Genomic DNA, 12,910 nt, shown 5'->3' with positions numbered 1-12,910 from the left:
CCCCTTATGAATTAAAGTGCGGGAAAAAGGGTGTACCCATAACAGATGTCGGGTTACACAGTATTGCCATCATATTCACATTTCTTTATGATATTTGAAACTGATTTTTACTTTTGCATACATAGTTTTAATTACTTGCCCATTAACGTTGTAGTAGCCAGAACACAGGCGTAAAGGAGTTTCTCATCACTACCATCGCCGTGGTGTCCCGCAACACCTTGCTTCGGGCCGGTGTGATACAGATTTTGGCCGACGTGGTTCCTAACGTTCGCTTAATGGGCTTTTCCTATCACGATCTCGACCGATATCCCGACCCTGCTCAGTCAATCGACCTGCTGCTCATTTCCATTGCATCGCCCGAACGGCTTACGTCATTGGTTACAGCCGGCTTGCGCGCGTTCCTGCCGCAGAAAGTGATTTTACTGAGTGAAAGCACACCAGACTATTCGGCGATCAGTGCTTTACCCCGACAAGTATCAGGTTTTATCGATCAGGCCGCGCCGGCCGAGGTTTTCGTCGACAGCGTACGGCGTGTGTTAAGCGGACACACTTGTTTTCCCTGGGATCAAAACATCGGTTCAGTTGGGGTAGAAAATAACCATGCCCTACCCAATACGAGCATCGACGGCAGTCATTCGGAATTGGGCACCTCAATGGTTTCACCAGCGCAGGCTCCCAAAGCCGCCTTGGCCGCTCCTTCCAGGGCGGCTACTCTGCGCTCATCGGTCGCGCCGAGCGCTTCTGTTGCGAAGGAGTCCGAACTGCTTGGCCTCACACGGCGCCAATACGAAGTTTTGGTGTTGTTGTCCCGTGGCCACGCATTGAAGTCGGTAGCGCGCATTTTGGATATTTCGCTCGGAACGACCAAGGCACATACCGAAAGCGTCTATCAGCGCCTGGGTGCGCACAATCGGAATCAAGCGGTTTATCTTGCACGATCCAAAGGTGCCAGCCTTAATTGGGAACCGACGTCAAACGCCGCTAACAGCAACAGTATGAACTCCGAAGCTGAGTCAGGGCCTGATACACCTTCAATGCGGCTACGTTAAAACTGAGTTTGTTGGTAGGCCCATACACTGATTTTTCCGGCTAACGCATTTCCGGCTTCACCATAAGCGCTTAATAAAGCGTCGAAAGCCTCGCTTTCGGCTAGAGCCGTTTCCGTGAAGGTACGGCCAGCAACGGCTTTGTTTGTTTCACGATTCCCGAGTATTGCATCAATGCGAATCTCAACCCTGGGATTTTGCCCAGGCATTCTAACGGCGTGAAATTGGGCCAGACTTAAAATGAGCTGGTAATCACCTGCAAGCGGTGTGCCGTCGGTTGTCACAACGCGCCAATTATTTGATTCACGTAAGTAGCTCACCAGCCTGCGTTGAAAAAGCTGAGGCATGGGATCAGACCATCTTACGCCTTTGAAAGCGGCCAACTCATTAGGGTTGCTCATGACCAGAATGCGATTGGAAGCCAAGATCAACGGGCTTGACGGCGTTAACACCCGCAACGACGGGGCGGTGTCAGCGGGCATATGTATGTGTGCCGAAGGCACAGGTGCACCGGGTAATTGATAGACGCGCTGCGGAGTGGATTCCGGCAAAATAGAACAGGCGGCCAGCGATACGACGGTCAATGCTCCCACCGCTACCCATCGGGCAAAACCATTTGCGGCAGTGCAAAAGAATGTGAACGAACGCCTAAAACAATAAACCAGGTTCATGGGTTAATCTCTTGTAAAGGTTCACGCCCGAATAAATAAGCCGCCGGGTTGTCATCCAGACGTCGCAACGTTAAACGCAACGTAGCCAGCGTACTTTGCAACTCTTGCAAGGCGGGGCCCAGTTGGGCAAACCCCTCCATACCATCGTTTAGCGGCCGCTGACTGGTTTTAATCAGAGTGTCCAGACGAACAGCAGTGCGCTCAAGGGTTGACATCATTTGCGAAGCATTCTGTATCATTTGCCGACCTTCTTTTGAAACCAGCTTATCGACATTTTCAAGCGTTGTCGCGGCCGATTGGGCGGCGTTGGTTAATTGGCCAATCAGTACACCGATGTCTTGCTCAGCCAAGCGGGCGGAGGCGGCCTCGAGGTGTGTCAGCGTATTTGAAAATGCTTGCACATTCTGCGTTGATAATAAGGTGTTGGCGTTTTGAATGAGCTCGGTGAGTCCGCTGAGTGCGGCATCACCGTTACGGAATATTTGAGCAAAAGGGGAGGGGCGGGCCACAATCACCGGGTACGGTTCGCCCTGTGGCGCAGTCAGCAGCGGCGCCTCGCCCGCTCCCGATGTTAAAGCAATCACTGCCATACCTGTAATACCCACTATTGATAATTGCGCCTGCGTGTTTTCGCGCACAGGAATATCTGAGCGAATTGAAATCGTGGCTTTGACGTTTGCAACGTCGTTGGGATCCAAATACAAATCGGTGATTTCGCCTACCCGAATTCCGTTGAACTGAACCGAGCTACCTGTCGACAAGCCTCTAACCGGATCCTTGAAAACTACGGTGTAAAGTGCCGCTTCAGCGCGGCGGTCATATTTTCCGAACCAAAGCGCAGTCAGTAATCCCAGCGCAATCACAACAACCGTAAAAATGCCTATTAGCACGTGGTGTGCACGGGGTTCCATGTTTATACGTGTCCTTTTGTTTGCTCTGTGGCAGCGAGGGCGGCGCGGCCACGTGGGCCGTGGAAATATTCCTGAATCCACGCGTCATTAACCTCGGCGACAACGCCCAATGTATCAGCAACCAATACTTTTTTTCGAGAAATAACCGCCACTCGATCGCATAGGGTGTAAAGCGTATCAAGATCATGCGTGACCAGAAACACCGTTAAACCCAGGGCATCGCGCAAGGTGCGAATTAGTTGATCAAACGCACCCGCGCCGATGGGGTCCAGGCCTGCGGTGGGCTCATCAAGAAACAAAATGTCTGGATCAAGCGCCAGGGCACGCGCCAAAGCGGCACGTTTGATCATCCCGCCCGACAACGAAGCGGGATATAACTGACCCGCGTGCCCGGGCAAGCCGACCAGGCCCAGCTTCATTTGGGCAATATGCTCGGCGAGCTCTCGGCTAAGCTTCGCGTGCTCAATTAAGGGCAAGGCAATATTTTCCAGTACGGTAAGCGAGGAGAACAGGGCACCCCTTTGGAATAACACTCCAAAACGACGGTGCGTTTGGATATCCCTTGCGGCCGTATTCTGCGTTTGAGCTTTCAGGTTGGCATGGTTGTATACGTCAGTACCACGTAACAAAACTTGCCCCGCTACGGGTTTTTGCAGGCCGACAATGGTTCTTAGTAAAACCGATTTACCCGAGCCCGAGCCCCCAACCACGCCCAGAATTTCCCCTTGATACACCTCAAGACTCAAATGGTCGTGCACAATATGCGACCCAAATTGGTTGCGAACATCGCGCACTTGTACGACCGCATCTGCGTTTGAACGTCGGGCGTTTACCATCCCATTTCCATAAAGAAAATTGCCGCCAGCGCGTCAACCAGAATCACCACAAAAATGGACTGCACCACGGCGGAGGTGGTGTGTTGCCCGATGGATTGGGCGCTGCCTTTCACCTTCAAGCCTTCCAGACAGCCGATAATGGCAATCAGGTAGGCAAAAAACGGCGCTTTCGCCATACCAAGCAGGAAGTGGCGCAAATCAATATCCCGGTTCATGATCGTTAGAAACATCGACGGCGAAATATCCATTGATAAAGCGCACACCATCATCCCACCGGCAATGCCTGACACCATACCGACAAAGGTCAGCAAGGGCAGGGCAACCAGCAAGGCCAGGATGCGGGGCAATACCAGTAATTCAATTGGGTTCAGCCCTGTCATGCGAAGCGCATCAAGCTCTTCGTTGGACTTCATCGAGCCGATTTGCGCGGTAAAGGCGCTGGCGGTTCGACCGGCCATGAGAATGGCCGTAAGAAGGACGGCAAACTCTCGCAGAAAAGAAAAAGCCACCAGATTAATGGTGTAAATCGACGCGCCGAAACCTTTCAAAATAGTCGCACCCAGAAACGCGACCACTGCACCCACCATGAATGTCAGCAAAGCAATGATAGGAACGGCGTTAAAACCCGTTTGTTCGATGTGCCAAACCACGGAGGTAAGACGCCAGCGTCGGGGACGAAATACGTTGTAAGACAGCGCCTGTAATGTCAGACCGATAAAACCCAGAAGCAGCCATGCTTGTTTACCTGCTTCGGCAACAGCCTGGCCCATCCTACCAAGGATCTCCAACATTGATGATGGTGGGTTCATTGCGCGCTCTGGCGCGGGTGCTTGTTTGATGGCGTTGATAACTGTGCGAATTAGCGCGATACGTTCCGAGGGTAGGGTAGTGGGCGACTCTAAGGACGTTTCCAGCGCAGGACCCAGCAATTCGTATAAACGTTGCGCGCCCGCCGTATCCAAATCCTTGAGATTACTTAGATCAATTTCAATCGGCCCGGTAAATACCGGGGCCGGCGGGCCGCCCTTAGTTTCCAGTTGTAAATTACGTATTTGGGCTAGTTTTTCGTAATGCTCAAGCGTCCAGGAGCCGGCAACCTGTACAAACAGTGTTTGCCCACCGGAACGCACATGCAGAAATTCGTTTAAGGCCGTCAAGGTTAGGTACGCTGCGCCATTTCACCCCTTTTGCCACGAAGTTTTACGCCGGAGAAACGGGGTTTTCACCAATATTTTTCAGCTCGCGATGGATTGCTGCTTTTTCAAGCTTTTCGAGAGGCATGTTAGCAAAAATCGAGATACGCGTGGAAATCTGTCGAAATATTTTGTTAAAAGCGGCGCGTTTGACGTCGTCACCCCCAACCACCGACGCAGGGTCTGCAAATCCCCAATGCGCGGAAATAGGTTGACCCGGCCAAATAGGACACACTTCCCCGGCGGCGTTATCGCACACGGTAATAATAAAATCCATTTGCGGGGCATTCGGCAGGGCGAACTCGTCCCAGCTTTTACTACGCAAATTTTCTGCTGGGTACCCAATGGCTACGGCTTTTGCAACGGCAAATGGATTCACTTTGCCGCCGGGCTGGCTACCTGCGCTGTAGGCGCGAAAACGACCACGCCCAATCGTGTTCAGCAATGCTTCTGCCATAATGCTCCTGGCAGAGTTGTGGGTGCATAGAAACAGCACGTTGTAGACTTTATCACTCATATACTGACCTTTTAGCAGAATATCGTTGAAAAACAAGGAATGTCGTCATGCATAACGTCACGATTTATCACAACCCCAAGTGCGGGACTTCTCGTAATACGCTGGCGCTTATTCGCCATGCCGGCATTGAACCGGAAATTGTTGAGTATCTGAAAACACCCCCAAAACGCGAAACAATCATTAATATGGTTAAACAAGCTGGCCTTTCCCTGCGCGAAGCGCTGCGTGAAAAAGGCACGCCTTTTCTGGAATTGGGGCTCGACCAACCCAACGTTACCGATACGCAGATTCTCGACGCGCTCGAGGCACATCCCATTTTGTTGAATCGTCCGTTCGTGATTACTGAAAAAGGCGCGAACTTATGCCGGCCTTGTGAAAAGGTTTTGGATCTTTTACCGCCTATGCCGCCTAAAGCTTTCGCCAAGGAAGACGGCACACCGGTTCTGGATGAACAAGGCAGGCGAATCATTTAACCAATCATGAAAAGCAGGCGGGTAGGCGAGGCTTATCCTGCCTGCAAGGCTTGTTCATACCAGTGACGCGTGCGGTTTACGGTTCGTACCAGCCACAACATCACCGGAACTTCAATCAGCACGCCTACAACGGTGGCCAGCGCGGCGCCTGAATCAAATCCGTAGAGCACGATGGCGACGGCTACAGCCAATTCGAAGAAGTTCGAGGCGCCGATCATCGTCGATGGCCCGGCAACGTCGTGCCGAACTTTCAGTTGTCGATTCAAAACATAGCCCAACGCAGCAATAAACAGGGTTTGAACCAGAATGGGTACGGCTAATATGGCGATAATGACTGGCTGTTCGACAATGGCTTTACCCTGAAATGAGAACAGCAAAACCAAGGTGGCCAGCAAGGCAACGATTGACCAAGGGCCAATACGGGATAAAACCTTTTCGAAAAATGGCTGCCCGCCTTTTTTAATGAGCCAAGTGCGTAATGCCTGAGCAATACTCAGTGGAATGACGATGTACATGACCACCGATAGAATTAACGTATCCCACGGCACGGGAATGGACGAGACGCCAAGCAGCAAGGCCACAATCGGGGCAAAGGCAAACACCATAATCAGGTCATTCAGCGCGACTTGTGTGAGCGTGAAATTGGCGTGTCCTTTGCACAAATTGCTCCATACAAACACCATGGCGGTGCAGGGTGCTGCGCCCAGCAGAATGAGACCGGCCATGTAGCTGTCTAGTGACGCGGCCGGTAACCAGGGCGCAAACACCACCTTAATGAAAAACCAACCAAATAACGCCATGCTGAACGGTTTAATCAGCCAGTTCACTGCCAGAGTGATGCCCATGCCCGCGCGTTGTTCATACACTTCACTGAGCGCAGAAAAGTCGATTTTCATGAGCATGGGAATGATCATGCACCAAATCAAAATACCAACCGGAATATTGACATGGGCAATTTCCATGGCTCCCAGCGCTTGGGCTGCACCCGGCCAATACAAACCCAGAAGCGTTCCAACAATAATACATAGCGCGACCCAAACCGTTAGATAGCGTTCAAAAAAACTGATTGGAGGTGTATCGGCGTGTTTTTGCGACGTTGCAGTGGTTTCTGACATATCTGATTTTTGAAGGTTGAATGGCGAATAGAATTGGGCGGATCGCTATTGACGATGCATGAGACATTATATCTGTTTATCCACATATATGGAATAGCAAATATAATAGATGGTAAGTAGCAAATCGGTCGACGATCCGGTTACGTGCAACTGGCATAATTTAAAGAATCTAAATTGATCCTTGATGGATAACGAACAAAACCATGAGCGCAATAAATGAACTGGCCATACTGAAGTGCCTGGCGGACGAAACACGGCTGCGGATGCTTTTGCTCATTTCGCAAGAAGGAGAGCTTTGCGTTTGTGAACTGACGAGTGCTTTGAACGAAGGCCAGTCAAAGGTTTCCAGACATTTGGCACAATTAAGGCGTTGTGGGTTGCTGTCTGATCGGCGTCGAGGTCAATGGGTGTTCTATGATCTTGCCCAAAGCGCGCCGCAATGGCTTACTCAGTTACTGGAGGGTCTCGCTGTGGATCAACCGCAACTTGAAGACGATCGCTCACGTTTGGTCAGGGCGTCATGCGCATAATGTATATTATGTAAAGTTAAGTATTTATGTGTCCATATCGGTTTAATGGCTTTATCCCTTTAGCCCGTATCGCTACAATACCCTCCATAAAATAAGCACGACTCGTAAGCATCCGTGCCATCGAAATCAATACGGAGACAAAACCCATCATGTATTTAAAGAACACCTGGTACGTTGCCTGCACGCCCGACGAAATTAACGGCAAGCCGTTGGGCCGCCAAATTTGCGGGGAGCGTATTGCGTTTTATCGCGGCGAGAACAACCAGGTAGCGGCCGTGGAAGACTTTTGCCCTCACCGCGGCGCTGCTTTATCGTTGGGTTTTGTCGAGAACGGAAATCTTGTATGCGGTTACCACGGTTTGGCAATGGGTTGCGATGGCAAACCCGTATCAATGCCGATGCAGCGTGTGGCGGGGTTTCCATGCATTAAAAGTTTTCCGGTAATTGAAAAGTATGGCTTTATCTGGGTTTGGCCGGGCGACGCCTCCTTAGCCGACCCCGCCCTAATCCCGCATCTCGAATGGGCGGTCAGCGATGAATGGGCCTACGGCGGCGGCATGTATCACTTGAATTGCGATTACCGTTTAATGATCGACAATCTAATGGATCTTACTCACGAAACCTACGTGCATCCCGAAAGTATCGGGCAAGACGAGATCGACGAAGCACCGGTTAATACGCGGGTCGAGGGAGATACGGTCATTACCAGCCGTTTTATGGATAACATTCAGGCACCACCCTTTCTAGCCAACGCCATGCGCGCAAATGGGCTGGACCCCGATAAACCCGTCGACCGCTGGCAAATTTCGCGTTTTACTCCCCCCAGCCATATCCTGATCAATGTCGGTGTGGCTTATGCCGGGCAAGGCGGATTCGATGCCGACCCGTCGGTGAAGGTTTCAGCCATTGTCGTTGATTTCATCACGCCCGAAACGGAAAACTCACATTGGTATTTCTGGGGCATGGCGCGTCATTTCAAGGCCGATGACACGGAGTTAACCGAACGTATCCGCAAAAATCAGGGTGAAATTTTTGCTCAGGATTTAGGGGTTCTGGAAGCGCAGCAAAAAAACCTGGCCGGCCATCCCGAGCGCCGTTTGCTAATGCTCAATATTGATTCGGGCGGCGTACAGGCACGGCGCATGATCGACCGTCTGGTTCAGGAAGAACAACGCGAATTAGTTTGAGAATGTAGTACGCAGCTCAACTTCCTTGAACGCCTGTAACAGTGTCTGACGCAGCTCTTCGTCGTCCCACGGTTTGGCCATGAACTTGTACACGGCGCCGTGGTTAATCGCCTCGGTCAGTGATTTCAAGTCGGCATAGCCGGACAAAATAATACGAATGGTCGACGGGTAAAGGTTTTTGATTTCACTGAAAAATTCGGTCCCGGTCATGTTGGGCAGACGCTGGTCGGAAATAATGACCTGTATCGCGTTTTCCCCCAATATATTGAACGCTTCGCGTGTGCTTGAAGCCTTGAATACAAGATAACCTTCACGACGCAAAACACGGTGAAGCGCATTCAGTATATTTTCTTCGTCATCAAGGATCAGGATGGCGCGATGGGTTAAATCATTTTCCGGTGCAACGGGAAGCGTTTCAACCCCCCCTTTTTCTCTTAAGCGCGTTTCCAATTGATCCATCGGCATGGCGCGGGCAAACAAATGCCCCTGAAATTCATCGCAAAAGTGCCGTTTCAGAAACCAGTATTGCGCTTCCGTTTCAACCCCTTCCGCGACCACCTTAAGCCCCAGGTGATGAGCCAGACTGATAATGGCCTTGCTAATCGCCGCGCTTTTTCTGTCTCCTGCGATTTGTCGGACGAAGGAACTATCGATTTTTATTTTGTCGACAGGGAGATCTTTCAGATAGCTTAAGCTTGAATAGCCGGTACCAAAATCATCCACCGAAACACTGAAACCCAATTCTCGCAGTGTGCTCAATTTACTGATGGTGTGGTCAACCCTTTCCAACAGCACCCCTTCTGTAATTTCTATCTGGATATCCTGTGGCGATAAATTATGCGTTGCCAGCGCATGGCTGAGTTCCTCAACAAATCGCGGGTGCTGAAAATACAAAGGTGAAATGTTAATGATGAACGGAAAGTCCGCCATGATTTTTTGGTTCAATGCTGCTTTATCGCGGCAAACTGCATGCAGCACCCATTGACTTAAAGGCACAATTAAGCCCGACTCTTCGGCAATCGGCACGAAGACCGAAGGTGAGATATAGCCGCGATCGGAGTGCGGCCAACGCAGCAACGCCTCCGCGCTTGTGATCCGCCCGGTAAAGCCGTTGATGAGCGGTTGGTAATGCATATTGAAATGGTCGTTGACCAAAGCTTTCTGCAAATCGGTGCGCAAAGAAAGCCGCGTATTCACGTCGGAAGCCAATTCGTTTGCATATTCGCGCCAGGTGTTGCGGCCACTTTGCTTGGCTTGTGCCGATGCCAGGTCGGCTTCGCGAATCAGCTCCAGCGGTTCAGGCACATTCGCTATGTGGGTGGTAATGCCTGCAGACGCTGTTAGGTGTAATTCAGCCTGTTGGTGCTGGTAAGGACGCGCAATAACGTTGATCAAGCGTCGTGCAAGTTGCGTCACCTGATGGCCCGGCGCGTCTGGTACCACAACAACGAATTCATCCCCTTCCAATCGGGCCAACCACTGAGGGGCCTGTATAGAGCCGGCCAACCGGTTTGCCACTTCGCGCAGTACGCGGTCGCCTACCTCAAAGCCCATCGAGTCGTTAATCAGTTTGAGCCCATTCAGATCAAGCAAAATAATGGAGGCGCAACTTGCCTGCGCACGGGCGCGTTTGCATACGTCATCTAGTTTCTGTACTAAAGAGGCTTTATTCGGTAGCCCGGTAAGATAATCGTAAAAAATAGCCTGGCTAAGGGCGTCGGATCGTTGAACAACGTCTTGTGACAAACGCAGCGTTCGAATTAACAGGATCGTAAAACCCAGACAAACCAGGAACAGGAAGTCGGGCAGCAAACGGCTAATGAGTGGCGCCGCTCGCGGCGATATCCACGTCGACAATTCCCAGTGGATGTCATGATGCGGATCGAACCGGCTTGTGCCCAGATAGCGGGCCGCTTGAACACCCTGCTCGTCCAGGTTGTTGTATAGCATGCGGCCATCCATATGCAGTTGGAACCGAATGGCGGCAAGGTCGGGTCGCAACGCAGAATCAAGAAACTGCTCAAGATTATGTGCCACCACCAACACTTGATGACTCGCGTTCGGGCCCGGCAAAGCCATACCCAGCCAGAACCAGTCGGAAACATTGTCTGAACTATAAAGGAACAGATGCGGTGTACTTTCCGAGGCAACATGTCTGAGCCAGCTTTGCACCTTGGCACGAGCAGGCCAGTGACTCAGCACGTCGGAAAAGCGTTGTGGATGATTCAACGAATAGCCGGTTTCGGTTCGCCCCGACTGGCTTACGATGGCAACGCCCAGCGCGGTTGCGTGGTCTTGTATGAAACGCTGCGCCTCGGCAATCAACTGTACCTCGTCGTGCATCGGGCCTTGCCAGGCTACAACGCGATAATGAAGGCGTTGCAAGGCTGCGATTTTTTCGCTCAAAGATTCGGTGATGGCACTTTGCGCCTGTGCAGAACTGATTGTTGCTTGTTGTTCGGCAAAGCGTTGCTCCTGCTCCGCCAATAGAAACCAGCATAGAACGGCCAATGCAACACCGCCGATTGCGACAAAAAATTGTTTACGTTCTTCTTTCGTCTGACGGCCGGCAAGGGAGGCTTTTGAAAAGGCATGCCCAAACAGACCCAAGGCAAGCAAACCACCCATAATGGCGTCGATATGGGTTTCGTGCGCATAACTTTGCAAGCGTGTCACGACCCAGTCGTCGGGCACAATCACCGCAGAAAACGACAAAAACAACAATAAAGCGGCAAGCGAGAGACAAACAAGTTTTTGTTTTGGCAAAGGGAATGTTATCGCGATTAAGCCAAATGCCCCTACCAATAGCAAACCACCCCATAGACCTGCCGAATAGGTGTAGGCAACAGCAATAATCAGCGTTACGAGCGCCAAAACACGAGCCGGCCAAACCCAATAGGCGGCCAGACCCAGCGTTAGGCCGGTTGATACATAAAGCGTGATTTCGCCCCAGGAAACAAGCGGTACGCGAGCGAAGAACAATAAATTGATGACAGCGTCGAGTAGCCCGCCCAAGCCAAAAAACAGCAATGCCAACGCAGGGAGAAAACGCGCTGCGCCATAAACACTGCACATCCGAAGGAAACCGAATGCGCTCATGCCTCTTCGTCTTGCAGTACCTGCAAGACATGAATAACGTATTGCGTTTCCTCGTTCTCTTCGAAGTCTTTGAGCTTATTGATAAGCCTTTCCGTAATGACCGTACCTTCCTTTAAAAGCAGCATGCCGTTTTGAGCATGCAAACTGCGCGCAATAATCATCTCAGGCCGCAACGTACTTGTGTTGTGTGTCACAACGTCTTCGCTTTCCGCTTCTTTTTCTTCTTCCAAACGCTTCACCAGTTCAATAAACGCCGCGCATAATTCGGGGTCATATAAACGCCCGGCATATTTGGGCATTTTTTCTACCATTTCCTCATGCGGCACTTTGCGCGCAAAAACCATACCCATTTTCATTTCAACGAAATCCACCACCAACTTAAGAACCCGGGCTCCAAGCGGGATTGCATTGCCCACAAGACCGTCAGGGAAGCCCGCCCCGTCCCAGCGTTCTTGATGATGCCGGATAATGAGGGCGGCATCATGTGCCGGCTCAAGCGCGATCAGCAGGCGCTCACCCGTTGTTGGGTAGTTTTTATAATTCTCGCGTTGGACGCGATCCATAGATTCCGGCGGCAAGGCGATCAGGGCGTCGTTCCAGGTGAGTTTGCCCAGGTTATATAACGCGGCGGCCATTGAAAGATCGTCGGTCAGTTGTTGGGAATACTCTTGCGCTTTGCAAAAAGCGCGCATTAATTCAATCACCTCTTTATTGGTTTGTCGGCTGCGCGGCAGCCGTTGGGCCAACAGTGCAGAGAAAACCTCGGTTGCCGTTACATAGGCTTGTTTCAATTCTTCGTTGGCGGCCGACAACATTTCAGCCGCCCGCATCAGCTCGGCTGTTCGCGATTCAACCCGGCTTTCCAATTCACTATTTACTTGCTGGAGAGCTATATTCTGTTCTTGCGTTAATAGTTGCAAGCGATTACGGTCACGTTCTATATGCTGATGTGCCAAAGCCTGCTTGATCGCAAGCAACAAAAGCCGGTCATCCCACGGTTTGCTGATATAACGAAAAATACGCCCTTCGTTAATAGCCCTGATGGTTTGGTCAATGTCTTCATATCCGGTTAAAAGAATACGCATGCAGTCGGGCCGGCGTGACTCAATGGTGCGCAACAGAGTTGGGCCGTCCATGCCCGGCATGCGGGCATCGCAGATGACCAGGTCGGCGCCCTCTTCTTCCAGCAATTGCAACGCGCTTTCACCATTGGTGGCCCCCAACAACTTGAAAGGTTGTGCGTGCAAGGCACGTTTGAGGCTACTGATGACATTGGGTTCGTCATCAACAATTAAAATAGTGGCCGATTGTGAGGCGTCAGACATGATCACA

The 12,910-nt window shown here is 51.3% G+C and carries 12 protein-coding genes; 4 read left to right on the top strand and 8 right to left on the bottom strand.

The features are described from left to right. The first annotated feature begins 203 nt into the window (after positions 1-203). Complete coding sequence (locus tag G9Q38_RS11490) at positions 204-1,049, top strand: response regulator transcription factor (protein WP_166131053.1); 846 nt, start codon at positions 204-206, stop codon at positions 1,047-1,049. On the opposite strand, the gene G9Q38_RS11485 is transcribed toward G9Q38_RS11490, so the two are convergent. The 5 genes from G9Q38_RS11485 to G9Q38_RS11465 are packed head-to-tail and all read right to left on the bottom strand — an operon-like array spanning position 1,046 to position 5,174. Next, on the bottom strand, positions 1,046-1,717 hold the full coding sequence (locus G9Q38_RS11485) for an ABC-type transport auxiliary lipoprotein family protein (protein ID WP_166131050.1): 672 nt from the start codon (positions 1,715-1,717) through the stop codon (positions 1,046-1,048). The two genes, G9Q38_RS11490 and G9Q38_RS11485, sit on opposite strands and share 4 nt — an antisense overlap. Next, on the bottom strand, positions 1,714-2,628 hold the full coding sequence (locus tag G9Q38_RS11480; protein WP_166131047.1) for an MlaD family protein: 915 nt from the start codon (positions 2,626-2,628) through the stop codon (positions 1,714-1,716). Before G9Q38_RS11480 ends, G9Q38_RS11485 begins: the two co-directional genes overlap by 4 nt. A 2-nt stretch (positions 2,629-2,630) precedes the next feature. After that, a complete protein-coding gene (locus G9Q38_RS11475) occupies positions 2,631-3,464 on the bottom strand; it encodes an ABC transporter ATP-binding protein (RefSeq protein ID WP_166131044.1) in 834 nt (277 codons plus the stop codon). Continuing rightward, positions 3,458-4,621 carry an MlaE family ABC transporter permease gene (locus G9Q38_RS11470; protein WP_228276123.1) on the bottom strand — a complete coding sequence of 388 codons (1,164 nt, stop codon included), beginning with the start codon at positions 4,619-4,621 and terminating at the stop codon, positions 3,458-3,460. Before G9Q38_RS11470 ends, G9Q38_RS11475 begins: the two co-directional genes overlap by 7 nt. Positions 4,622-4,664: 43 nt before the next feature. After that, positions 4,665-5,174, bottom strand: a complete 510-nt coding sequence (locus G9Q38_RS11465) for an arsenate reductase ArsC (protein ID WP_166131042.1) — start codon at positions 5,172-5,174, stop codon at positions 4,665-4,667. A 47-nt stretch (positions 5,175-5,221) separates the two neighbouring features. On the opposite strand from G9Q38_RS11465, the gene arsC reads away from it, so the two are divergent. Beyond that, a complete protein-coding gene (arsC, locus tag G9Q38_RS11460; RefSeq protein WP_166131039.1) occupies positions 5,222-5,647 on the top strand; it encodes an arsenate reductase (glutaredoxin) in 426 nt (141 codons plus the stop codon). A 32-nt stretch (positions 5,648-5,679) separates the two neighbouring features. On the opposite strand, the gene arsB is transcribed toward arsC, so the two are convergent. Further along, a complete protein-coding gene (arsB, locus tag G9Q38_RS11455) occupies positions 5,680-6,762 on the bottom strand; it encodes an ACR3 family arsenite efflux transporter (protein WP_166131037.1) in 1,083 nt (360 codons plus the stop codon). Positions 6,763-6,965: 203 nt separating this feature from the next. Between arsB and G9Q38_RS11450 the strand changes: the two genes are divergently transcribed. Both G9Q38_RS11450 and G9Q38_RS11445 read left to right on the top strand, forming a co-directional pair. Beyond that, complete coding sequence (locus tag G9Q38_RS11450; RefSeq protein ID WP_166131036.1) at positions 6,966-7,292, top strand: metalloregulator ArsR/SmtB family transcription factor; 327 nt, start codon at positions 6,966-6,968, stop codon at positions 7,290-7,292. Between the two features lie 149 nt (positions 7,293-7,441). After that, complete coding sequence (locus tag G9Q38_RS11445; protein ID WP_166131035.1) at positions 7,442-8,479, top strand: Rieske 2Fe-2S domain-containing protein; 1,038 nt, start codon at positions 7,442-7,444, stop codon at positions 8,477-8,479. Here G9Q38_RS11445 and G9Q38_RS11440 read toward each other — a convergent pair. Further along, positions 8,471-11,578, bottom strand: a complete 3,108-nt coding sequence (locus G9Q38_RS11440; RefSeq protein WP_166131034.1) for an EAL domain-containing protein — start codon at positions 11,576-11,578, stop codon at positions 8,471-8,473. The two genes, G9Q38_RS11445 and G9Q38_RS11440, sit on opposite strands and share 9 nt — an antisense overlap. Further along, entirely contained in the window at positions 11,575-12,903 is a 1,329-nt protein-coding gene (gene nosR, locus G9Q38_RS11435; protein ID WP_166131033.1) for a response regulator c-di-GMP phosphodiesterase, NosR family, read from the bottom strand. Before nosR ends, G9Q38_RS11440 begins: the two co-directional genes overlap by 4 nt. Between the last annotated feature and the right edge of the window lie 7 nt (positions 12,904-12,910).

The organism is Pusillimonas sp. DMV24BSW_D, assembly GCF_011388195.1.
GTDB lineage: Bacteria > Pseudomonadota > Gammaproteobacteria > Burkholderiales > Burkholderiaceae_B > Neopusillimonas > Neopusillimonas aestuarii.
This window is presented reverse-complemented; position numbering and strand designations above follow the sequence as displayed.

Excerpts from the sequence above, each read along its gene's own strand:
- arsB (WP_166131037.1), bottom strand. The coding sequence starts at position 6,762 with ATGTCAGAAACCACTGCAACGTCGCAAAAACACGCCGATACACCTCCA.
- nosR (WP_166131033.1), bottom strand. The coding sequence starts at position 12,903 with ATGTCTGACGCCTCACAATCGGCCACTATTTTAATTGTTGATGACGAA.
- G9Q38_RS11475 (WP_166131044.1), bottom strand. The coding sequence starts at position 3,464 with ATGGTAAACGCCCGACGTTCAAACGCAGATGCGGTCGTACAAGTGCGC.
- G9Q38_RS11485 (WP_166131050.1), bottom strand. The coding sequence starts at position 1,717 with ATGAACCTGGTTTATTGTTTTAGGCGTTCGTTCACATTCTTTTGCACT.
- G9Q38_RS11440 (WP_166131034.1), bottom strand. The coding sequence starts at position 11,578 with ATGAGCGCATTCGGTTTCCTTCGGATGTGCAGTGTTTATGGCGCAGCG.
- arsC (WP_166131039.1), top strand. The coding sequence starts at position 5,222 with ATGCATAACGTCACGATTTATCACAACCCCAAGTGCGGGACTTCTCGT.
- G9Q38_RS11465 (WP_166131042.1), bottom strand. The coding sequence starts at position 5,174 with ATGAGTGATAAAGTCTACAACGTGCTGTTTCTATGCACCCACAACTCT.
- G9Q38_RS11480 (WP_166131047.1), bottom strand. The coding sequence starts at position 2,628 with ATGGAACCCCGTGCACACCACGTGCTAATAGGCATTTTTACGGTTGTT.
- G9Q38_RS11450 (WP_166131036.1), top strand. The coding sequence starts at position 6,966 with ATGAGCGCAATAAATGAACTGGCCATACTGAAGTGCCTGGCGGACGAA.
- G9Q38_RS11445 (WP_166131035.1), top strand. The coding sequence starts at position 7,442 with ATGTATTTAAAGAACACCTGGTACGTTGCCTGCACGCCCGACGAAATT.